We start from the raw sequence: 21,482 nt of genomic DNA on the forward strand, positions 1-21,482 counted from the left end.
TGCGCCTGTTCGCGCTGCTCGGCGGTGGCAGTGAAGAGGTCGAAGTCCAACAGGTGAATGCCAACCGCTGAGCGCAGCTCGCTGTAGCCCTCGCCCTGGGCGAGCTGCTGGCTGAGCATGCGCGCCAGATAGTACAACGCCCGTTGGTGCCAGTGACCGGAGCGGCGCACCTGCATCTCGATGTTGTAGTCGTGCCCGCGCTCGTCGCGCGCGAGCAGGTCGAGGATGATGTATTTGCCGCGCAGTTCCGCGGCGTTAATCCCAGGGTTGAGGACGTCGACGGCCAGCAGCGCCGGCTCCTCGGGGCGCAGGTCGTTGATCAGGCTGGCCAGCAGCGCCGGGTGCTCGCCGAACAGGCGCTTGAACACGTAGTCGTTCTTGGGGTCGAGCAGCTCGGCGGCGTTCTCAGGCATCAGTGCATCCGACAGCAGCCCCAACGCCGCGAGGATCGCCCGCAGCTCCTGGGCAAAGGTGTCTCGGCCTGCTGGATGCGCGCGGCGCTCAACAGCATGTTGCGCCGATCGAGCGTCGGGGGGGCCGCGTGACCGGAAACGCGCGCCACGGCGTTCGCTGGCTCCAGCGTCAGTGTCGAACAGATCCCGCGTGTCAGGATCGCGTTGGCGTGGCTTTGGTCCTCCGTCGCCGGCACCAGAATCAGATGCACATGATTGGGTATGACGCAGTAGGCCAGCACCTGCGTGTCGCAGACCCGACAGGAGCGCGATAGCAAAAGACGAGACGCCGCACCGTCGTCATCACCCAACAACGTCTGCTGCCGCCGATGACCACGCTGCGTCACAGGGAGCGGCAGTCCCGGCACCACGACTCTCGGCAGTCTTGCCATCGCTCCGTCACTGTCTCGCCGCGTCATAAAAGACGTGGCAAAACTTTAACCTACTTTGACGTTCTTCGTCTCGGAATTCAGTAAACTGTCACCGGAATTGCGTGACCACAATCACGCCTAACGCAGAGCCTTGCGCAGCAATCCAGAGGTCATTCGCGCCGATGGGGGTGCCGCAGCGCTCGAGATGGGCGCGAATTTCACCATAGCGCCGGCTAACCCGGTCATCGACGGGCACCAGTTCCAACGTCTCCACTAACTCAGCGAGACGGGCCGCGTTCTTCTCCCGATAAGCGCTCTTTTCGACCCCGAACTCAAGCTCGCCCAGGACGACAGGAGAGAGCAGGATATCGGCCAACAGCATTTGCTCCTGCCGGCGTTTGACCGTGGCGACCTCCTTCATCGCTGACGTCGGTGTAAATATCGACTCGAGCAGCTGCTCCAGGGTGATGCGGGATCGGTGCGCAGCTGCTGGCAGAGGCTGAGAAGGGTCGGGAAGTCGGCCTAGGCGGCTTTGGCGCGGGCGGTTTGCAGTAAGCGGCTCATGATGATGCAGCGCGGGCGGAACGTGCTGTCCTATTCAGCGCTACACCACCCCAACGCCCGCAAAATCGGCAGCTGCTGCTGGCGAAGGTCTCGGCCTGCTGGGTAAGTTCGGCCAGATTCTCCTCCGCCGATTCGTTGGGCTTGCCCTCTTTGAGCAAGCGTTGGCCTTGGCTTTGCCGCAGCTGCCGGGTGGCGGCAGTCCAGTCGGCGGGCTGTTTGTGGCCTTGGCGCTGGGCGAGCAGGAACAGCTGCTGGAAGCGGTTGACCTGCACGCCACCGCCGGTGACGGGGCTGGCGAGGTATTGCAGGTCGTTGCTGCCGCGCGCCTGTTGCAGCAAGTGGGCGTTGAGCCGCTCGCTGGTCTTCTTGACCTTGGCGCCGATCTCTTCGGGTTGGGGAGACACCATGCCCTGTCCCCGCTCTTTCGGAGAACCCGTGGTCTGGTTCCGGTCTTTCCGAGAAATTGTGGTCTGTCCCCGGTTTTGGTTCCGGTTTTGGTTGTCCCCGGTTTCGTCCGAAGATCGAGTATCACGAGCACGGCGACACTCTTGCTGTGAGTTCCATTTTGGCTTGCGACTGAACTGACATCCACCGGCAGGCCTCCTGGATGCTCCCGTATCAACAGAATAATCAAAGCTTCACCAAAACTTCTCGGCTCTGTAATTTTCGCTTTTTAGCATCTAAGGCGGTTTGCCGTGCGATTACCCAACGCGGGATATCCTCACTGAACGCGTCAATTGATCGCGTTCAGAGTGACAGAGGTATAGGTGGCCGCCAAACCGTCCTGCCAGCCGAACACGATTCTGACGTTTCATCAGATTCTGAGGTTTCATCATGACTCCTTCTCGTCACAGACACCGCTACCGGGTCTTCTTCCCGTGGCTGACCATCCTATTGTTCACTCTGGTGACGGCAGAACTTGCCGCTGCCCAGGAACCGCTGCGCGAGATCGAAGCCGGGCCACCACGCCTACTCACCGATCCGTTCTTACAGAATCCGGGCCCCGACAGCATCCATGTCATCTGGCTGACCAACTTCCCTGGTCAGCAGCACGAGGTCCTCTTCGGCGAGGAACTGGAGCGCCGAGAGGTGGCTAGTACCGTGAAGATGGAGCGCATGCTCGAAGACGGTAGCTCCCGCATGTTAGGGCAGAGTTTCGACGAGGTGGTGAGTCGCCCGGTCTATCGACATGAGGCCGTGGTCGAGGGGCTACCGGCCGATGTCCGGACGCCTTACCAAGTGCGAAGCGTCGCCAATGATGGCGAGGTTCTGATCAGTGAAGCCTTCAGCTTACAACCCACGCCGAGCCAAGGGACGCCGGTGCGCATCCTATTAACCTCGGACCAACAGAACCGCTTGATGTCGCCGGCCAATTTTCAGAAGGTTGAAGAAACCGTCGGTCCGGTGGATGCCGTCTTCTTCAGTGCCGACTTGGTGGATCACCCGCGACGCGCGTCGGAATGGTTCGACCGCTTTGATCCGGCCTGGCTGGATAATCCCGGCACAGAAGGACAGCCGGCTTATCCGTCGGCGCGGCCCGCGTTCTTTCCAGCTTTGCAAGGTCGCTTCCAGCAGCTCTTCCCGGAATTCCCTTATAAGGGTGGACGTATCCTCCAGTACGCCACACTGTTTGCGTCTATCGGCAACCATGAAGTCTCCGGGCGCTATCGACCCAATGCTGACATCCAGGTCGGGAACAGTGTCCGCCGAGCCGATATCAACTCCATGTACAACGATCCGCAGCCGCGCTGGTATGCCGAGATGCGCTACGCGGAATTCGCCGATGAGGTCAATCCCAGCGGTGACCCGGCGGTGCGCGAGCAATGGATTAGGGATCATTCTTACGACTTCGATGTCTATCGGCAACTGTTTACCCACCCCGACGATGGTCCAGAAGGCGAGTCCTTCTACTCTGCGCGCTTTGGTGATGTCTTTCTGATCTCCATGAACGTTTCCCGCATCTGGCGGACCTGGTCCGTTGGCGCGAATAGTCGCAGTAAGTTTATCGAGATGGCCGCCGAGGCCAATAATCCCGACGAGTGGGGGTTCGGTGAGTTTCTCTTTGAACGCTTTGACGAGGAGTCAGTGCAGTACGCCTGGCTGCGAGACACACTAGAAAGCCCGGCCGCCCAAGAGGCAAAGTACCGTGTGATCATGGCGCACCAAGGTGTCTTCGGCGTCGGCGATAACAGCGTACCCGTGTTGACCGACCCGGTCCTGCACCTGGACTACGTCGACGCCGAGGGTAATGAACTGACCCGGGAGGTCGCGTTGCCCCCCGCTGGGAATGAACGCCGCCAGGTCTTCCGTGATGAGGTGTTGCCATTAATCGGCGCCGTCACAGAAGTGCGTTATGAGTATCCCATCGACCAGGACATTTGGCTCAACGCGATCGAACCTCTGCTGTTGGAGAACGGGGTGAACCTAGTTCACAACGGCCATTCGCACCTATGGACGCGATCAAAGGTCGGAACGCTCAACTACCTAGAGACCTCGAATATCGGCAACAGCTTCGGCGCTTACTGGGAGCAGCCTGACGGCACGTTGTGGCGCGATGCATTTCGGGCCTCCTGGGCGAGAAATTTCTGGAATGACCTGGATTCCGAGAATCCTCGTTGGAATCCCGACAACTACCCGCGTGCCAATGATCCCCATGGTCGGGCGCCAATCTACCCGACACTCGCGAACCCGATGATGGATTACGAAGGGCAGCCTGAGTTGCCCTTCGTGAGCAGTAATAATGTCACGGTGTTCTCCATTTTGGACACCGGTACCGGCTACGTACACAGCTATGCCTTCGACACGCGCGATCCGCTGGGCCCAGTGGTGGAGTTTGACCGTTTGGCACTGGCAAGCAGCGTCCTTGGGGATGCGAATGGCGACGGGGTCTTGAATGAGGACGACATGGCGGTGATGCGTGGCTATCTACGTCAGCCCGCGAGTAGCTGTCCGGCTTGCGATCTCGATGGTGACGGCGTCATCTCGATTCGTGATGCACGGCTACTGATCCTCCAACTGAGAAGGTAGCTCGCCCTTGAGGCGCCGGCCACTGCTATTGGTGGCGGCCGGCGCCGCTCCTGCCCTGATGTCTGTTTGTACTCCGCGATCTATTCGACGTCGACATCACCATCTCTAGCTTGGACAGCGACGACCTCGGTGGATTCATTGCGGAATATGACGCTCTGGCCCCGACCTTTTAAATCAAAAGGCAAATGATCGCCATGCGTCAGGCTGCCGGGGTGACACAAGAGCAGATGGCTGAAATGCTGGGCACCAAGAAAAGCAATATTTCCCGGCTTGAAAGCCTGAATTCTAATAATTCCCCGAAGCTTTCGACCCTCGAAGACGATGCGCGCGTGTTCGGCCACACTGTCAAGGTGGCCTTTTAAGCCAAAATTGGCTCGTTAAGCCGCATGGAAAGCATCGGGGCTGCGCAATCACACCTTCCGAGGCACCGGCATTACGGCCTGCCTCGAGAACCCGGAGGCCAAGCTCAAGCATGCCCAGCAGATGGCCGCGCATGCGGACCCGAAGACCACGCGTCTCTATGACCGGCGCAGCGACGGTGTCGCTCGATGAGGTCGAGCGGACCGGGATTTGACGAGGCCCTGGACGGGAAGCGGACAGCGGGAAAAGAAGAAAAGCCTGCTCGATAAAACCTTGCTGACTGGTAACATATAAGCGATCATTACATATGGTCGAAGTTGTCCAGTACGACACCGCAGAAGGAGCCTGCCCGTTCGCGGACTGGTTCGTCGACCTCGACGCCCTCGCGGCGGCGAAGGTCCGCACCGCGATCGCCCGGATCGAAACCGGCAACTTCGGGGACGTGAAGCCGGTCGAGGAAGGCAGGAAAATTGATTCGCACCTGACCCCTTTGATTACCGACCCCTTTGATTTAATTCTCCGAGCGCGGCGGGTGCTGGCGCATGGCGGCAACCTCCGCCGCCGGCAGCTGGGTGATCGCGGCGATGGTCGCATCGTCCAGCCTGGTCTGCGCCAGCAATGCGCGGGCGGTCTCGCGGCGGCCCTGCTCCAGCCCCCGCTCTAGGCCCTGTTCTAATCCCTGTTCTAACCCCTGTTCTAACCCCCGCTCTAGGCCCTGTTCTAACCCCTGTTCTAAGCCCTGCTGCAGGCCTTCCTCGCGCGCCTCCTTCAGTAAGGTGGCCTCATCGTGCAGGGCGCGCTCGCGCACGAAGGCGAGGCGGCGGGCTTCTTCGTCGGCGCTGAGCGCGCGGATCTGGCTCATCGCTTCGCGGATCGGGGGATGCTCAATCGCGGCCATCGTGGTCTCCTCTCGCCAGTGCTCGAAGAAGGTGATCCAGTCGGCACGGGCATCTTGCGCCGGCCGGCGCCGATCGGCCTTCTTCAGTTCGATCAGGTTGAGCTGCAGCAGGTTCCCAAGCCCCACCGCAGGCTGGCCCTGATCGCGCATCTCAAAGCGCCAGTGCGCCTGTTCGCGCTGCTCGGCGGTGGCAGTGAAGAGGTCGAAGTCCAACAGGTGAATGCCAACCGCTGAGCGCAGCTCGCTGTAGCCCTCGCCCTGGGCGAGCTGCTGGCTGAGCATGCGCGCCAAATAGTACAACGCCCGTTGGTGCCAGTGACCGGAGCGGCGCACCTGCATCTCGATAACGCGCGCCACGGCGTTCGCTGGCTCCAGCGTCAGTGTCGAATCCAGGCGGAGGAGCCGCCTATTTCCAGTATCTGGCGGCTTCTTGGTGTCCGGATCACATCAGTCGGGACAATAAAGCGGCAACCAGACATCGTGGCGCAGTAGCTCGAAGCGCGCCCCTCCCCCTGGTCCAGCGCTCGAAGTGCTGGATCAGCGCTCGAAGTCGGCGAACGATCCTTCGTTGCCGCCGGTACTGTCGGTTGCGGGACCACGGGACTGGTTGCCGCCACTGCTTGCGCCCGGCTTCCCGCCGCCGGCCGGCCGGGACCTGTTTTGGTCAGAGCAATCAGGGCCCTTGCAGTCTGTCGATGCAGCATTCTGCGGCCCACCCTGATGCGGCCCGCCGCCGCCATGCCCTCCTTCGGCGAAAGACGGCGCTGCAGTGATGAGCGCAAGCAGGCCGCCAACGATCAACGCAGGCGCCCCATGCACGGCTGAGAGACGTGCGCCGCGGTGCTGGCGCCGCGCGAATGATCTAAAGGTCGGTGCCGATGGGCTTGATCTGCTCATGACTTCCTCGCATTGCTCGATTGACTCGTGTGCGCCGGGCTGCGCACACGAAGTCTACCACCACCCGAACCAGAGGCGGTCATGCGAAAACGCACTTCCCTCTTCAGTATGGCGACGCACTGGGATCAGTTCCTGGCCAAGGCCAAATCGTTCCTTTTAGGCGATTGCCGGAAAAGCTCGTACCGAATGGCGCAGGATTGTCGTTTGCCTTCGAGGAGCGTCGCCGGGAGCATAGCCGGGCTATGTGACCGGCGGCGCGACGAAGAAGGCGAGCGAAAAGACCAGCAAGGCGGTATGAGCTTTGACAGAAACCGCCTTAGCCGGTGTCCGGGCACTCGGCGTGCGCGGTTCCGATGCTGTGACTGGAGCGCGGCGAAGCCGAGCATCGAACCGGTAGCGCTGGCGGCCTTTGCCGCGACGCCCGAAGGTGTGCAGTGGCTGCGTCAGCTCCCGATCCTAGCCAAGTGGTATTCCAATGCCTGAACCCGACGGGCGGGTGTTGGCTTTGAATGGGCACGGAGGCCGTGGAAGGCTCAGGCGAGCGCCTCGTTCCAGACCGCCAAGGTCTCTTTCGCGATGCGCTCGCGCGTGAATTCCCGCTCGGCCTTCTCTCGGCCAGCGGCGCCGAACTGGCGCCGCAGTGCTTCATCGGCAAGCAGGCGCGCAACGGCGTCATTCAGCATTCCCTGGTCGCCGAAGGGCACGAGAAACCCGTTCTTGCCGTGCTCGACGGCCTCGCGACATCCCGGTACATCGAAAGTCACGATGGGAAGACCACAGCTGGCGGCCTCCAGCAGCGCCAGCGGCAGCCCCTCGCGGTAAGAGGGCAGACAAACGAGATCGGCCTGTGCCAGCACAGCAGGCATATCCGCGCGGCGCCCCCACCACTCGACAGCACCTTCTGCCACCCATTGATGGAGCTGAGCCAACGGCACCGACTCGGGATTATGCGGGTCTGGATCACCCACCAACGCGAAACGGGCCTGAACCCCAGCTGCCTTGATCGCTCGGGCACAGGTGACAAACTCGCCGACGCCCTTGTCCCACAACAGGCGGGCGGGCAGGATAATCAAAGGCGTCGCGCGCCGCTTTATGGCCGGGACGAAAACGGAGGTGTCCACTCCGGAGCCGCGAACCAAGCGCACGGATTCAGGGCGCGCGACGCCCGCATCGATCAGCGTGCGACAATCGTCTGGATTTTGCAAAATCACGCGGGTGTGCTTCCCGTTCAACGCCAGCCTCAAGGCCGCGCTCAAGGGCCGACGCAGCAGCCGTGCGCGAAGCCTTGAAGAAGAAAACACAAAACCAAGGCCACTCAACGCCAGCACCCGGCGATTGACCCCAGTTAACCAGCCTCCTGCCGTTGCATAGAGTACCGGCTGCATCGCGACCGCATGAATCACGTCCGGGCGAAAAGCGCGCATCGCCCTGAGCAGCCCAAACAGGGCGCTGAGTTCCGACAACGGGTTGCGCGAGCCTCGCTCCAATCGCCAGTCGAACACGGTCACGCCGGCCTGTTCAATTCTCGCCAGCTGGTTGGAAATCCGGGTGAGAACTGCGACCTGAAACCCCTCCTGGATGGCGGCTTGCGCCAGATGCAAGCGATGAGACACGAAAAACCAGTCCTCGGAGACAACGAACAGCAAACGTGTCATGGCCATGATCCCTTGCGCGCCCCGCCCATCATTGCGTGTTGATCGGTGCGGGATGACCGGTTTCCCGGAGCCATGCCTGGAACATCAGCACATCCCAAAGATGAAAATGCCAGCTGCGTGCGCCGGACTGGTGCTCCCGCCACATCTCGCGAATGGGTCGCGGGTCAAGGAACCCATCGTTGAGCAACCGAGTGTCGTTCAGGAGGTCTTCCGCCCAATCGCGCAAGGGACCGCGCAGCCAATGTTCGATCGGCACTGCGAATCCCGTCTTGGGGCGATTCATCAACGGGCGCGGTACGTACCTGTCGAGCACCTGTCGCAGCAGCCATTTCCCCTGGCCCTCGCGGAACTTGTAGCGGATGGGCACGCGCCAGGCGAACTCAACCACGCGATGATCCAACAGCGGAACGCGCGCCTCGAGGCCCACCGCCATGCTGGCCCGGTCCACCTTCGTGAGGATGTCATCGGGCAGATACGTCATCAAATCCATGAACATCATCCGCTCGCGCGGGCCGGGCAACCGGGGAAAGCTGCCGGCGGAAGCAAGAGCACTCTCGGGCTCGCGCGCGCCAATCACAATCCGGTCGGGTTGTTTGGCGTGAGAAACAAGACTTCGATAAAACGACTGTCCATCCCGATGGGCGAGCACGTCCGCCAACTTCGGCAACCGGTCCGCGAGTTGCGGGACTCGCAGACGCGGAGGCAAGCGTCGCTGCAAGGAATCCAACCCATGCCCAGGCGCACGCCGGAGTGTCGCCGCGATGACGCGGCGCAGCGGGTTTGGAAGCAGTTGCAGAAACCGCCAAACTTGGTAGCCCAGTACATAGCGGTTATAGCCGCAGAACAACTCATCGCCTCCATCGCCCGAGAGCGCGACCGTGACATGACGCCGGGCAAGCTGGCTGACGAGAAAGGTCGGAATCTGGGACGAATCGGCGAATGGCTCGTCGTAGATGAGCGGCAGCTTGGGCACCACCGCCATCGCCTGCTCCGGGCTGACGTAGAGCTCGGTATGCTCGGTGCCGAGATGCGCGGCCACCTTCTTGGCGTGCCGCGATTCATCGTAGGCCGCCTCATGAAAGCCGATGGAGAAGGTGCGCACCGGTCGCTGGCTCTGGGCCTGCATCAGCGCGGTCACCATGGTTGAATCGTACCCGCCGGACAGAAAGGCACCCAGCGGCACGTCCGACGCCATGCGTCGTTGCACGGCATCCGTCAGCAGAACATCCAATTCATCCGAGAGCTCGGCCGCGCCCGCTCCGGCTCCAGCTCCGGCCTCAGCCGCGCCGGCTTCCGCGACAGCGGCAAGACCCCAATAGCACTGGGGCGCGCCGATGGCGCGGCCCCCTTCGCGGATAACCACATAGTGTGCCGGCGGCAGCTTGGCGATGCCGCGATAAATGCTCCAGGGGGTGGGCACATAATTATATCGAAGGTAAAGCGCCAAGGCATTTCGGTCTATCCTACCCGCCCAGAGGGGGTGTGCCCGCAGCGCATTCAGTGTCGAGCCGAAAACAAATGCCCCGCCGCTGCGCCCATAGTACAGCGGCTTCTCGCCCATTCGGTCGCGTGACAGATACAGCAGCCGCTCCCTGCTGTCCCAGAGCGCGAATGCAAACATGCCGTTCAAGCGTGCAAGTGCGCCTTCGAGCCCCCAATGGCGCAGTGCCGCAAGCAAGGTCTCAGTATCCGAATGGCCGCGCCACGCAAAGCCGCCGTTGGCAGCCGCCAGCTCTTGGCGCAAATCGAGATGATTATAGATCTCGCCATTGTAGCAAAGCACGTAACGACCGCACGGCGACACCATCGGCTGGTGGCCCGCTGGAGAGAGATCGAGCACGGCAAGCCGTTGATGAGCAAGTGCCAGCCCGGCATGCGAGTCACACCAGACCCCAGCATCATCGGGTCCGCGAGTCTGAATCGCCGCCGCCATTTGCTGCGCAACAGCAGCATCGGATCGACTTCCGCCCCAGTAACCGGTGATGCCACACATGTGCAGTCCTTATCTCAAGCTCTAGCGGACAAGGCGTGTATAAAGATCGCGATAGCGTGCCACCGCGTTCGACAACGAAAAGCAACGTGCCACGCGTGCTCGTGCTGCACGGCCTAGGGCGAGGCGATCACTCGAAGATTTGTCTAACATCGTCAATAGACCGCGTGCAAGCGCGCGCGGGTCCTGTGGCGGAACAAGAATTCCGGTTTCGCCGACAATAGACGGAGCATCCCCTACAGCCGTTGCGACACAGGGCAAACCAGAAGCCATCGCTTCCCCAAGCACATTAGGGAATGCCTCGGCCTGGCTGCTTTGGCAAAAGATGTCCATACCCTGCATCCAGTCGCCTACGTCGAGACGTTCACCAAGAAATACGAAGTATCTCATCAGGCCCCGCGGAATAATCCCTTCCAGTAAGGGATGATCGGGAAAAACGTCACGCCCGAGCAGAGCGAAACGGACATCCTGCCGTTGTTCCAGCACAGATACTGCCGCCCGGAGAAAGGAGGCATGACCCTTAATGGGGTGAAGGCGCCCCACATGCCCAATGACAAGCTCGTCAGTAGCGGCATCCAAGCCAGCGCGCGCTAAGCGGCGACGAACGGTATTGGGGCGAAAAACGGCGACGTCGAATCCGTTGGGTATGACCTCTCCGTGCGTGCAAGAGAAGCCAAAAGCCTCATGCTGCTGACGAGCCAGTGTGCTATTGTAAACGACGACGCCGACTCTGGATGATAGCCAGCGGTTACAGCGGATTACATATCGCGTAGTGGACTTTTCCGCCTTGATGTCATAAAGGCACTGGCGAATATTGAAGACAAGCGCCGGAGCCCCCGGTGCAAGAGCAGCCGCCAAGCTGGCAATGAGATTGCCATGATACATCCAACCCTGAATCAGATCAGGTCTAAAGGAGCGCAGAACCTGCAAGAGTTGCAATATTGCGAGTGGCAGCCTGAAGATAGAACCAATGTTTAGCGGGACAACATGAATACCAAGCCCAGTAATTAACGGCCCAATAGACCCAGCATCCAGCAATGAAACGACGTACACTTGATCGCGATGGCCTAACCCGCTACTAAGCAGTCGATACAGCGCCATCTCGGACCCTCCGGTGCCGAGCCCAGAAATGACATGCAGTTGTTTTATCATTAAGAAATAGTGAGACTACCCGAGTCCGTGAACTAAATGAATAAGCAATGGCGGAAAATGCCGCGGAACAGGGTGTGGCGTTAAAATAGACATTAGTGCCACATCACCCATTGGGTGACCCACGCGCCAATTCATACTTGAGCAATCGGCCGCTGATCTGACCTCCCACGCAGGGCTTGGGCGCATTGGTCGGGCGCTGCATCATCATACCGACTTGGCTGATGCAGCAACCGCAGTCTCGGACGTCCGCCCGGCTGCGATTCAGCATCGTGACATTTTGGCCAGTTATATCGCCTTGCTGTGTCTGGGCAAGAGCGATTTTGAGGCGAGCACGGCATTTCGTGGCGATGAATTCTTCGACGAGGCTCGGAGGGGCCACGCGATGCGACGGGACGGCGCTGCCTTCGGTACCCCCAACACTCATCGGGTAAGCCGTGCCGACGGAGCGACGTTGGCGCTTTGGCACGTGCCGTTGAGCGATCACGGGCTGGACTATCATGCCTGGCATGTCCTCGTTGATTGGTACTATTCGCACAGTGGCGGATCATGGCGCCGCACGCCCGACCCTTTGTCACGGCCGCTCAAGGGCCGCGTTCACGTGCTGATGCACCGGGGGTACTCGGTCGGAGACGCTCACACGTATTTTTTCTGTCAATCGCGCGAGGTGGGAGCAAGTGGCTGACCCGTGTTCTTGAGATAGCCACGCCGGTCAAGGCGCGCCACGAATACCTCCTCAACCAGGACTTCTTTAACGGCCGGGCGGCGGACAAGACGACCGGTTCAGGCTTCCGCGACTTGGTCCAGGACACGGGGGCGGTACGGCGGCTGCTCGAAAACGGCTGGACAGACATGCGGCTGACCGGTGATGTCGCCGAGGTCAACGTGCATCTTCCGCATGTTCTGGATGCCTTGTGCGAGCTGTTCACGGACGCGACGCTGGTTCATCTCCATCGTCACCCTGTCCGTATTGTGGCCTCGCGGATGTCGCGGTGATGGTACGAAACAGCGGATGACGACCGCCATGCGGCGGTGGATGTGCCGGGCTGGGCGGCTATGGTCAGTTAGCCCGCGTGTGCCATTATGTGTCGGGCGTCAACGCACGTCTTCTCGCCGCCTGTCAGCACCGCATGGCCCTGGAGCAGATGACCGCGTCGCCCGAGGCCGCCGCCGCGCTTGAGGCGATCGGAATTACGGTCCATCGACGCCTGGTGAACCGAGTGTTTGCCGAGGTCGTGGACCCGGAGACTCCGTCGGACCGCCCGAGACCTGGTCGCTGCGTTGGCGGTCCGAGTATGAAGCTATTCGTAGCCCCAGATGGCGAGGACATCGACATTCGGGCCGGATGCGCCCACGGTTATCTGCGCCTGGGAGGATACGTTTAGGAAAGGGCAGAAAGCGGATCCCGCGGCCGGATGGCCGATCAAGTTGGGCCAGTTCTGCAAGGGCGAAGTGGTTGTGGGAATGGACCATAGCAAGATCGTCGTCCACGGCGTGAGCTATGGAGCCAACGGGCAAGTCATTAGCTCGGCGGCAACTTGGTGTTCTCTCGGCCGAAAAGCAAACGGCCACCGTCAGTTACGTCCCGCGCGGTGATACGGTCGCCGTGGATGTGGCCCTCTACTTCCAGGCAGGTGCGGCGCCGAGCGAAGCACGCGTGCGCCCTGTCCGCATCGCGACTTCCTGGCTGCTCACCTGATGGGCCGCTGGCTCAACCCGCCACAAGGGGGCGTCATCCGCTCCCCTCCGTGCCAATGATCTGAGACATGCCCCCGCGAATTTTAGACTTGAGGGCGTAGGAGGCCGATCTCATGGTTATGCCCGACAAAGCTGTCAGCTCACCTGCCGCCGCCGATCCGGAGATGTCCAAGCGGCCGAAAGGGCGGACGATCACTGCCCGGCAGAAGCTGCGCATTCTGGAGGAAACCGACCGCGCCGCCGGCATTCTGACCGCCCTGACCCCCGCCAAACGCGGCCCCAAACCCAAGGCTGCCAACCCTCTGGCCGCTGAACTGGCGGCCGAACTGGAGAGGGCAAACGAGGTCCGCGAACGACGAAGACGGCGTCGCCATCCCGTTTACAAAAAGCCGGAACTCATTGCGGATAGGCCCAATCAGGTCTGGTCCTGGGACGTCACGGAACCGAAGCTCCGGCCAAATGGATCTACTTCTACCTCTATCTTATCATGGATATCTTCAGCCGCATGATTGTCGGCTGGCGCGTCGAGGACGTCGAACGTGTGGCCCTGTTCACCGCTCTCTTCAAGGAAACCGTCGCAAAGGATAGGACGGCATCGGCGGGCAGGGAAAAAGGAGTAGTGGCGTGTGGTTTCGGTCTTGCCGTCGCGCTCGATCATGGCGATGCTCGCGAGGCCGGACCAGGGATGGCGCTCGGCCAGCCACGCGATGTCGCCGGTGGACCAGTGTCGGCGGATTTCGAAGCGGCCGTGGTCTTGATCTGTGGTTTCGTGGAAGAGGGCCGTGCAGTCGGCGAATGCGCGGTCGCGGTGTTCATCGAAGAAAGCCATGATATCATTGTGCAGGCTCAGCTGGTTGTCCTTGACGGGCAAAAGGTAATCGGCGCCCTTGTCGCGAATTGTTTTGGCGATGGCCTTCTGACAGCCCATGGCATCGATGGTGACCAACATCCCTGTCAGGTCCAGCATGTCCAAGAGGCGCGGTATGGCCACGATTTCGTTCTCGTTGCCGTAGACCGCCTCCTGGCCGAGCACGATGCGTTGTTCGGTCGCTCAGGCGGAGACAAGATGCAGGACGGTGCGGCCCTTGGCCGTCTCGCCGGTGCGCCACGAGGTCTTGCCGACGATAGCAACGACTTCGGGAGTCGCCTCATGGTCGGCGCCGGGATCGACGGCGTCCGCAGGCTTTCGGCGAAGGCGATGAAAGCGTCGCGAAAGGCCTCGGCGTCGAGGGCATTGAACAGGTCGGACAGGGCATCGTGATTCGGCACGCCAAACACAAACGCACGAAATTGGCGCAGGAAGTCCACGTTCATGGCGCCCCAACGCACGGTCTCAACAAAGCCGTCGGCGCCGACCAACTGCGCGCACAGCACCAGCAGCATGATTTCTTCCAGCGGGTACAAAACTTTACCCAATCCCCGTGGGTCTTCGAGCCCGGAAAAGGAGTCCAGCCCCGGAATGCTTTGCGTCTGCGCCGTCATGGGCTGTCCTCCCCTGCTCGTGGCAGCCTCTCGGGATTCACATATTCATCGGTTCGGGAATCCCCCCAAAGTTTAGAATGGTTCAATCGAGTGCCCTGCCCCTTGCACGGCTCGGCCTTGATCGGGCCTGCGACCGATGGCCGGGGGCTGGCAGGTCGGGCCGCAGGGATGGCTGGGGTTTCGGTCTAGCAAAGAGATATAAGAGTTTTGGTAGGCGTTGGCTGGTCGGGAAACGGATCCCCAATTCCACTTCAAACGTCGAATAACCCAAAATTGGTTGGTTAAGCTTGCTTTAGCAAGCGCCGCGAAGGGAAAAACCTCCATGGATATCAACACAATCTACCTATCGGGTCCCTTTAATTTTGATACTGCAGAGTCGACGCTTAAAGCGGCCTGCCAGTCTTCACGCAATTTGATTGCTCTTATTCGGCACGAAGATACACCGTGTGCTGAACAAAAACTTTGGAGATCCTACGCGCGACGAGCAATCCGATATCTTGACGGCGTCGTACTTCTTGATGAGAGTTCTAAGGATTACGAGGATGCCTTAAAGATGCGCACTCAGGAGATTGGACACATAAACCAGAAAGCCGATAGGATGCTGTCATTCCTCGAAGGCCTCGATGAAGAGATGGTATCCACAGATACTAGCCCGTCGGAGGGCTTTGCAAAGCTCCTAGCTCCGAACAAAGACAACAGGGAACCACAAACGTTAGCTCAAAAGTCTTTCGTTTCTGAAACGTTTTACGGCCACGAAATTTTGGTACATAAAGCCCACCAAGCGCTTATATCTCCTCTGCCTCGCGATTTCATCAATATTTGGTCTCGACAGCAATACCAAGGCCACCTCGGACACATCCGACTCCTTCAGAATATGAGATTATTTACCCGTATCGGCATCAACCCCCTAGAGATCAAGCCGAGCCACGTTTTAGAGTTTGGCCCGGGAGTCGGAGGGCTATAATCACTTTTCATAGCTCAAGGTGCCGACGCAGAAATTGTAGATAAGAACTCTGCTGTTAGATACATTGCGCGGCAACGTGGTGCCCAGTGCACGCATGAATTCGAGTTTGGTCGAACTGACCAAATTTCGAACACGACACCATCTATCCCCCAAACGAAGCTCTTATTAGGCATCGGGATTCTTAATATTTTCTTTTATGATTCAGTAGAGGCTTACGAAGAAACCGTTAGCTGGCTCACATCGTTAATTGAAGATGGTGGATTAGGATTTTGGCTTACATACAACCAGCCGTCTGCTGAGCAGAGGCGTTGTGAGCAATTTTTCAAAGAAAAGATCGCGGCGAGTCGCAATGTGTTCTTAAAAAATGGATGGGTTGATGTGACTGATCTGGCACTTAAAGGCGATTTACACCCAGTCGGGTTGAATTATCGGCATAATGCAGACTTCCGGATATTTGTGTTTGATTCGAGACATTGAGGTCGAGGATGTTGCTTTTTTGGCTGTGATGCTCAGTGCGGACTGCATTACTCCCTGTGTCAGCGGTGTCGTCCAAGGCCCTTTGAATTCCGTAACCTGTCAGGAGGGCGGATTGGGATGACACGATGGCATATTCACCGGAACGCAAGGCGGCTGTCCTGAAGCGGCTGCTGCCACCGAGCCGCATTCCCCTGGCGCGCTTGGCCCAGGAGGAAGGGCTATCCGAGGCCACGCTCATCAAGTGGCGACGCGAAGCGCGCGAAAAGGGACAGTTGATCCCGGCCGCCGACAGCGGCCCGAGGGCTGGACGGCGGCTGACAAGTTCGCGGCCGTAGTCGAGACCGCGGCGCTGAACGAGGCCGATCTGTCGGTATACTGCCGCCGGCGCGGTTTGTATCCGGAGCAGCTGCGGTCCTGGCGTCGGGCCTGCGAGCAGGCCAACGACTGGGACCGCGCCAGCCTGGGCCGGCTCGACAAGCCGACCCGGGAAGATCGCAACCGCATTCGGGTGCTGGTGTAGCGCGCCGATTAAAGTTGCGCGCTGCGCCACAAAAGTTTGCGCGGCTACACCCCGGTAGCCCGTGCCTCGCTGAGGGGCGATTTGACCCTACGCTGAGGCGTTCTTTAACGGCCCTTCAAAGGGTTCCTATTTCACCTTGTCAAACAGCTTAACCGCTCAGACATATGCCGTCCCCAAAAGCTTGACTTGCCACACTGGAAGATCCACGCTTCTTGTCACATAGCCAATTTGAAGGATATTGCATGTCTGTCGATCAAAGCTCCCGCGCCCGCCTACAACGGCGCCTCGCTCGTATGGCTGAGAACGATATCCTGGGCCTCTCGGAACGGCAGATTTACGCACCGGAAGCGCATCTAAATCCCGATCATCTGCTCCCAGACCCGACACCGCTCTTCGACAAGAACACGCCAATTGGTTCTATGGGCAGTTGCTTCGCCCGAGAGATCAAGAGCCACCTCCAAGAATCCGGGTACAATTACGTTCACTACGGCGAGGGGCCGCGCGCGGCCCACGGCTCTGCCCCATGGGAGCGAGTGTACAACACGGCATGCATCCGCCAGGAAGTGGAGCGCGCTTTCGGTCTCTTTGATCCGGATCCCGTGGCTGATTCTGAAGGGCGCATGCACGACCTGCATCGCATGAAAACAGTCTTTAACAGTTCCGAAGAGGCAACGGCCACAATCGCACAATATAAACAACAAGCTCGCGCAGCACTGATGGACTCCGATGTCTTTATTATCACGCTCGGCTTGAGTGAAGTCTGGTACGATCAGAAAACCAATCGTGTGTTTGCGCAGGTTCCTCCAAAGTCAGCGTACGTAGCGGAAAGACACGCGTTTCGATTGCTCACTCCTGACGAAAACGTGGTGAATGTCCGGACCGCTATCGAACTCCTCAGGCAGCATAACCCACACGTCCAGGTAATCCTAACCGTCAGTCCCGTGCCCCTGCGCGCAACCTTCTTCAATCGGAGCGTGGTGGTTAGCAACCATGTGTCCAAGTCGACCCTCCTGTACACAGCGCATGCGATAACACAGGAACTGGATGGCGTTCATTACTTCCCCAGCTATGAAATCACTCATCATCTTGTTGAGGAGCCATTTGATTGGGATAGCCGCCACGTCACAAAGGCTGCCGTCGATATGATCATGGATCTTTTTCACCGCACCTTTGGCTCTCAATCAAAGCACGAATAACGATCTCACGGTCAATTTTTGACCAACGCGCTGTCCGCCGGCCAGCCGCTCGTGATGTCGACGGCGTCCAGGATGTCCTGGGCCAGCTGGCGCTTGTGCGCGAAGCAGGCGTCGACGAAGGCCTCGACGGCCTCCTGCAGATCCTTCATCTGCTGCACCGCGGCATCGATCCAGCTGCCAGCCGAGATCTTCCAACCGGCCGAAGACGCGTGTCAGAGCGCCGCGCACGGTCAGCTGCCGCGTTGATAAGGGTCTTGCTGCGGTCATCGGTCGGGACGGTGTAGCCGTTCCAGGCCAGACCACCGGTCTCGACGCGCCGGCGATAGTCGGCCAGGGCGGCCAGACGGCTGATCCGATAACCCTCCAGGTCAAGGACTCAGTCGCCAGAGGACTCGTTCCATTCATGGTATGGACTTGGCTTCGGCGATATGAAGCCTCCATCGAGATACTGGTATTAAGGTGTCACGCCCTAGGAAGCATCCACCCATGTGAAAAGTGCTGCGACGGGAAATTCCGTCTCGCGAAGCTGGACGACGCAGCCATTCGAGATAAGCGATTTCATAAGTGCCTTAACTCAATCGCTTGTAAATCGTGCCTGACAGAAAACCCATTGTGATTCAGCGATCCGCCGGGCCGATGCGCTGTTGATTGGGGCTGCTGAATCGATTTGGGGCGCAATCGGAGTCAATGCGCCGACGCGATGAGAATGGCTCGCAAAGTGCGCAGCCCGTCGACACACCTTTCCTCCCGGGCGGGTGTGCACCGTGGTCGTACTGGGCTCAGGCCGCGCGTTTTCGGTGGCGTTTGTCCTGTTCGGTGTCCTGCGCGAGCAGGACGGCCCCGAGGCGGTGCAGGTTGCGTGCGACCACGGCCAAGGCGGCGTAGCGCTTGAAACCGTCGAGACCATGATCCGGGCAACGGTCCAGGCCATGGGCCTCGAGCGCATTGATCGCCGACTCCACGGCCGAGTGCTGGCGGCGCAGGCGCTGGAACCGCGGGCTGTGCTCGCGCTCGTCGACGGCTTTGGCAGGCTTGCCCTTGGTCGGCAGCACGGGAAAATCCACGATCTCAGCGAGGCGCTGTTGATTGGCCGGGCTATGGAAGCCCTGGTCGAAACTGACGCTGGCGATCTGCGGATAGCGCTGAGCGAGGTCTTCGACGAGCGGCACGGCGACCTGATCGTCGGTTTCGTGCTGCATCACGCGATGGCTGAGGAGGAAGCCGAACTGATCCTCGATCACGGCGACGCGCAGCCCGAGCTCAACGGGGACACCGGCCTTGCCCTTGCTGATCCACTCGGTGTGCGGCTCGAAGATGGAGAAGACCTTCTCGCCATGGGGCATGCGCTCGCCCTGGAGCACGCGCCGGCGTACCTGATCGATCTGGCGCTCGGCATGGGCGATGACGTCATCGAGCGCACTGAAGGCGCCCGCCGGCCAGCCAAACCCGTGCTGGAGCTTGATGCGGGTGAGCCGCGCGCGCTCGAGGAAGCCCTCGCACAGGCTCAGATACTCGGCGTGGGCGGTGCGAATCGCCTCCAGGCGCGCTTCGCGCTTGGCCGGGTCTTTGGCGCTGGAGCGCTTGAGTGGCTGGGCACGGCGATAAGCCTTCTTCACACAGCGGATGTTGTAGGCACGCTGGCGCCAGTCGCTCAGGCTCTCGGTCTCAGACAGCGCGGCACTGGTCTCGATGGTCTTGCGCACCGCGTCATACAGGAGGTTGATGTCGGTGGGATAGTGGACATCGGTCTCGACGACGAAGGAGTCAGCGCGCACCTCAAGGGCGTCGTCTGGGTTTTTTTTGACCAGGGCATGGCCGGCCTCGACGACGACCTGGTTGATGCGCTCCAAGACCGCGGGGGTGAACAGGCGCAGGTTGTCCTTGAGCGTCTGCACGTGCCACTGGGTCGCGTCGCTCCAGTCGCTGTGCCCGAGCATCTGGCGCACGGTGCGGTGCTGGTTGGCCAGCTCGGCAATGCGCTCGTAGTCGGCGTTCAGCCCCAGGCGCAGGGTGCCCAGCACCAGGATCTGCCACTGCGCCATGCCGGGGCGGCCGGTCTCGGGGCTCACCGCACCGGCGCCATCGACGCGTTGTGGCAACACCTCGGCGAGGATGGCGAAGACCTGCTCGCGCAGCGCGGGCGTGGTGTCGATGTGCTGCAGGCCGCGCAGCAGGCGCGGGATGTCATCGCGCAAGCGCGCATGGATCACAATCGCGCCGATGTCCTGTTCACCGAGTTGCAATTGCGGCTTGATGATCTCGCGCATGGCAATGATGCAATGAGGAAGTTTTGGCGGTTCAATTCCGCTTCACTTCGAGAACCGCGGCTCAGCCCAACGCTGACAACGAAAAATCAGGGGCTTAGGCGCCCGGCAGGAGCAGGCTGCACGGCCGCGGCCCGCAACCACGCGACAACTTCGACCATAGGGTCAGAAACTAACATATTGTTTAGAAAGACGAAACTGAGTTTTCGTTCAGGCACTATATACGCTTTTTGGAACCGGCATGGTCATTCCTCATCATCTTGGCCGTCCAGCGCTGCAGCCGGAAACGTTTGCTTCGGCCTAGACGGCCGGGTCGGCGGCAAGCCTTCAATTTCCTGCAGGAAGCGGAAGTAGCGCGCGACTTGCGGATAGAAACGGTTGACGCTTGTCAGCGTTTTGCTCGCCTGGGTCACGCTCGTCAGGTTGACGCGCAGCGCCACCATGTACACTGCCAACTCGCCCCAGCCCTGTCCCGTCACGAAAATTTGCGTACCCTTGCTCGCCAGAATCACGACAACGCTAATACCCATCACGACGTTCGTGACCAACTCGCTGTTATAGCTGGCGCGCAGGCGGCCGAGGTAGGCATCGAGATACCGTGCGATCGGCCCCTCACGGAATGGATGCGCCATCTCAGGGCACTCTGGGTCGAGGGATTCACCGTGCTCGGCGTTGAGCGTCACGAGTTCGCGTTTTCGCTTGGCCGCAGCCTTCGCCCATCTCTCCATTGCCACAGAATGGTGTGCCCCGCGGACGTTAACGACGTAGAGCAACGGCAGCGCCGTGAAGAGGATCGCAACCAAGGAGAGCGTCAAGATAGGATCCAGAAAGATCAGAACCATGAAGGTGCCGGCGAATGCCAGCACCGGCGGGATCATGTTTACGGTGATGCGTGCCACGCGCCCGCAGTAGCGCGGATCGCTCTGGATCAGCCGCCCAGCCTGGCCTGCCCAGGTGCTGGTCTCCGGCCGCCCACCGTGCGCGCCGAGGAGGGCGATGGCCCTGCGGGAGCAGAAGGCTTCGTAGGCCCGCCCGATTGCCAGGGCCTGCAGGACCGCAGCGTATCTGAAGGCGAAGGACATGATGAAAAGGAACAGCCCTCCCATGGCGGCCGCGACCAGCAGCAGCAGCGATTCGCGCACGGCGATCTCGAATCCGCCATAAACGAGTACGGTGCCATTCTCCAGTGCTCTTGAATAGAAGAAGATGACGCCAAGCGCGCCCATCAGGCCTCCCATGGCCAATAGGCTAAATGCAAGGACGAATGCCATCCGCCAGAGGAACCGGCCATAGGCGTCGCGCGCGAACCAACTCACGACCTTGCGGTAGCGCCGCATCTGCGCGCGCAGGAGGGGTAAAAAGCCGCCGCCGCCGGCGGCCGCTGAATTAGCTTGTCCGGTGTCAACTGCCTGCGCTGTCTCGTCGCCGGCACGCTGCTGCACTGTGGTGTCCGTCATCGTCTGGTCCAGGGTAGCCATGAAAACGCCATGCTATACCCTCCAGCAGTATTGATACATT

General features: G+C 60.3%; 18 protein-coding genes and 3 pseudogenes. 8 read left to right on the plus strand and 13 right to left on the minus strand.

Annotated features, from left to right (window positions below; translation table 11 throughout):
- The 4 genes from CKO40_RS20600 to CKO40_RS20615 all read right to left on the minus strand — a co-directional run.
- The coding region (locus CKO40_RS20600) for an Rpn family recombination-promoting nuclease/putative transposase (RefSeq protein ID WP_200348334.1) at positions 1-413 on the minus strand (413 nt) is incomplete at its 3' end.
- Complete coding sequence (locus CKO40_RS24610) at positions 413-844, minus strand: hypothetical protein (RefSeq protein WP_242477217.1); 432 nt, start codon at positions 842-844, stop codon at positions 413-415. The genes CKO40_RS20600 and CKO40_RS24610, both read right to left, overlap by 1 nt.
- A gap of 88 nt (positions 845-932) precedes the next feature.
- On the minus strand, positions 933-1,244 hold the full coding sequence (locus CKO40_RS20610) for a PIN domain-containing protein (RefSeq protein WP_242477218.1): 312 nt from the start codon (positions 1,242-1,244) through the stop codon (positions 933-935).
- A 139-nt stretch (positions 1,245-1,383) separates the two neighbouring features.
- Positions 1,384-1,791, minus strand: a complete 408-nt coding sequence (locus CKO40_RS20615; protein WP_200348335.1) for a hypothetical protein — start codon at positions 1,789-1,791, stop codon at positions 1,384-1,386.
- A gap of 430 nt (positions 1,792-2,221) precedes the next feature.
- Here CKO40_RS20615 and CKO40_RS20620 point away from each other — a divergent pair, with 430 nt between their 5' ends.
- Positions 2,222-4,414, plus strand: coding sequence for a dockerin type I repeat-containing protein (locus CKO40_RS20620; RefSeq protein WP_200348336.1), 2,193 nt, complete (start codon positions 2,222-2,224; stop codon positions 4,412-4,414).
- Between the two features lie 185 nt (positions 4,415-4,599).
- Entirely contained in the window at positions 4,600-4,776 is a 177-nt protein-coding gene (locus CKO40_RS20625; RefSeq protein ID WP_200348337.1) for a helix-turn-helix domain-containing protein, read from the plus strand.
- Positions 4,777-5,285: 509 nt separating this feature from the next.
- Here CKO40_RS20625 and CKO40_RS20630 read toward each other — a convergent pair.
- The 4 genes and pseudogenes from CKO40_RS20630 to CKO40_RS20645 all read right to left on the minus strand — a co-directional run.
- A pseudogene (locus CKO40_RS20630) lies at positions 5,286-6,080 on the minus strand (Rpn family recombination-promoting nuclease/putative transposase); the annotation flags it as partial.
- 1,022 nt (positions 6,081-7,102) lie between these two features.
- Positions 7,103-8,224 (minus strand): glycosyltransferase family 4 protein, encoded by a 1,122-nt coding sequence (locus CKO40_RS20635; protein ID WP_200348338.1) that lies wholly within the window; start codon positions 8,222-8,224, stop codon positions 7,103-7,105.
- A 28-nt stretch (positions 8,225-8,252) separates the two neighbouring features.
- Entirely contained in the window at positions 8,253-10,217 is a 1,965-nt protein-coding gene (gene asnB / locus CKO40_RS20640; protein ID WP_200348339.1) for an asparagine synthase (glutamine-hydrolyzing), read from the minus strand.
- A gap of 21 nt (positions 10,218-10,238) precedes the next feature.
- The gene (locus tag CKO40_RS20645; RefSeq protein WP_200348340.1) at positions 10,239-11,315 is read right to left on the minus strand and encodes a glycosyltransferase; all 1,077 of its coding nucleotides are present in this window, start codon (positions 11,313-11,315) and stop codon (positions 10,239-10,241) included.
- A gap of 597 nt (positions 11,316-11,912) precedes the next feature.
- On the opposite strand from CKO40_RS20645, the gene CKO40_RS20650 reads away from it, so the two are divergent.
- Both CKO40_RS20650 and CKO40_RS25480 read left to right on the plus strand, forming a co-directional pair.
- Positions 11,913-12,359, plus strand: coding sequence for a hypothetical protein (locus CKO40_RS20650; protein WP_200348341.1), 447 nt, complete (start codon positions 11,913-11,915; stop codon positions 12,357-12,359).
- Positions 12,360-13,189: 830 nt separating this feature from the next.
- Positions 13,190-13,644 (plus strand): annotated as a pseudogene (locus CKO40_RS25480) (DDE-type integrase/transposase/recombinase); the annotation flags it as partial.
- Between the two features lie 99 nt (positions 13,645-13,743).
- Here the strand turns inward: CKO40_RS25480 and CKO40_RS20655 are convergent.
- A pseudogene (locus tag CKO40_RS20655) lies at positions 13,744-14,094 on the minus strand (ISAs1 family transposase); the annotation flags it as partial.
- Positions 14,016-14,543 carry a transposase family protein gene (locus CKO40_RS20660; RefSeq protein WP_200348343.1) on the minus strand — a complete coding sequence of 176 codons (528 nt, stop codon included), beginning with the start codon at positions 14,541-14,543 and terminating at the stop codon, positions 14,016-14,018. The pseudogene CKO40_RS20655 and the gene CKO40_RS20660, both read right to left, overlap by 79 nt.
- A gap of 322 nt (positions 14,544-14,865) precedes the next feature.
- Between CKO40_RS20660 and CKO40_RS20665 the strand changes: the two genes are divergently transcribed.
- The 4 genes from CKO40_RS20665 to CKO40_RS20680 all read left to right on the plus strand — a co-directional run bounded on the left by CKO40_RS20665 (position 14,866) and on the right by CKO40_RS20680 (position 17,700).
- Positions 14,866-15,507 (plus strand): hypothetical protein, encoded by a 642-nt coding sequence (locus tag CKO40_RS20665; RefSeq protein WP_200348344.1) that lies wholly within the window; start codon positions 14,866-14,868, stop codon positions 15,505-15,507.
- A 602-nt stretch (positions 15,508-16,109) separates the two neighbouring features.
- On the plus strand, positions 16,110-16,319 hold the full coding sequence (locus CKO40_RS25485; RefSeq protein ID WP_200348345.1) for a transposase: 210 nt from the start codon (positions 16,110-16,112) through the stop codon (positions 16,317-16,319).
- Positions 16,226-16,504 (plus strand): transposase, encoded by a 279-nt coding sequence (locus tag CKO40_RS20675; RefSeq protein ID WP_200348346.1) that lies wholly within the window; start codon positions 16,226-16,228, stop codon positions 16,502-16,504. The genes CKO40_RS25485 and CKO40_RS20675 overlap by 94 nt, the downstream gene beginning before the upstream one ends.
- Before the next feature lie 242 nt (positions 16,505-16,746).
- Positions 16,747-17,700, plus strand: a complete 954-nt coding sequence (locus CKO40_RS20680) for a GSCFA domain-containing protein (RefSeq protein WP_200348347.1) — start codon at positions 16,747-16,749, stop codon at positions 17,698-17,700.
- 11 nt (positions 17,701-17,711) lie between these two features.
- On the opposite strand, the gene CKO40_RS20685 is transcribed toward CKO40_RS20680, so the two are convergent.
- From CKO40_RS20685 to CKO40_RS20695, 3 genes are all read right to left on the minus strand, one after another.
- Positions 17,712-17,888, minus strand: a complete 177-nt coding sequence (locus CKO40_RS20685) for a DUF4376 domain-containing protein (RefSeq protein WP_476702810.1) — start codon at positions 17,886-17,888, stop codon at positions 17,712-17,714.
- Between the two features lie 591 nt (positions 17,889-18,479).
- Positions 18,480-19,967, minus strand: coding sequence for an ISNCY family transposase (locus tag CKO40_RS20690; protein WP_200348349.1), 1,488 nt, complete (start codon positions 19,965-19,967; stop codon positions 18,480-18,482).
- Positions 19,968-20,209: 242 nt separating this feature from the next.
- Positions 20,210-21,421, minus strand: a complete 1,212-nt coding sequence (locus CKO40_RS20695; RefSeq protein WP_200348350.1) for an ABC transporter ATP-binding protein — start codon at positions 21,419-21,421, stop codon at positions 20,210-20,212.
- Positions 21,422-21,482 lie beyond the last annotated feature (61 nt).

This window comes from Halochromatium glycolicum (assembly GCF_016584085.1).
Taxonomy (GTDB): domain Bacteria; phylum Pseudomonadota; class Gammaproteobacteria; order Chromatiales; family Chromatiaceae; genus Lamprobacter; species Lamprobacter glycolicus.

Coding starts and splice junctions, on each gene's coding strand:
- CKO40_RS20695 (WP_200348350.1), bottom strand. CDS start 21,421: ATGACGGACACCACAGTGCAGCAGCGTGCCGGCGACGAGACAGCGCAG.
- CKO40_RS20610 (WP_242477218.1), bottom strand. CDS start 1,244: ATGAAGGAGGTCGCCACGGTCAAACGCCGGCAGGAGCAAATGCTGTTG.
- CKO40_RS20665 (WP_200348344.1), top strand. CDS start 14,866: ATGGATATCAACACAATCTACCTATCGGGTCCCTTTAATTTTGATACT.
- CKO40_RS20635 (WP_200348338.1), bottom strand. CDS start 8,224: ATGACACGTTTGCTGTTCGTTGTCTCCGAGGACTGGTTTTTCGTGTCT.
- CKO40_RS20625 (WP_200348337.1), top strand. CDS start 4,600: ATGATCGCCATGCGTCAGGCTGCCGGGGTGACACAAGAGCAGATGGCT.
- CKO40_RS20620 (WP_200348336.1), top strand. CDS start 2,222: ATGACTCCTTCTCGTCACAGACACCGCTACCGGGTCTTCTTCCCGTGG.
- CKO40_RS20680 (WP_200348347.1), top strand. CDS start 16,747: ATGTCTGTCGATCAAAGCTCCCGCGCCCGCCTACAACGGCGCCTCGCT.
- CKO40_RS25485 (WP_200348345.1), top strand. CDS start 16,110: ATGGCATATTCACCGGAACGCAAGGCGGCTGTCCTGAAGCGGCTGCTG.
- CKO40_RS20650 (WP_200348341.1), top strand. CDS start 11,913: ATGGCGCCGCACGCCCGACCCTTTGTCACGGCCGCTCAAGGGCCGCGT.
- asnB (WP_200348339.1), bottom strand. CDS start 10,217: ATGTGTGGCATCACCGGTTACTGGGGCGGAAGTCGATCCGATGCTGCT.
- CKO40_RS20660 (WP_200348343.1), bottom strand. CDS start 14,543: ATGACGGCGCAGACGCAAAGCATTCCGGGGCTGGACTCCTTTTCCGGG.
- CKO40_RS24610 (WP_242477217.1), bottom strand. CDS start 844: ATGGCAAGACTGCCGAGAGTCGTGGTGCCGGGACTGCCGCTCCCTGTG.
- CKO40_RS20690 (WP_200348349.1), bottom strand. CDS start 19,967: ATGCGCGAGATCATCAAGCCGCAATTGCAACTCGGTGAACAGGACATC.
- CKO40_RS20645 (WP_200348340.1), bottom strand. CDS start 11,315: ATGGCGCTGTATCGACTGCTTAGTAGCGGGTTAGGCCATCGCGATCAA.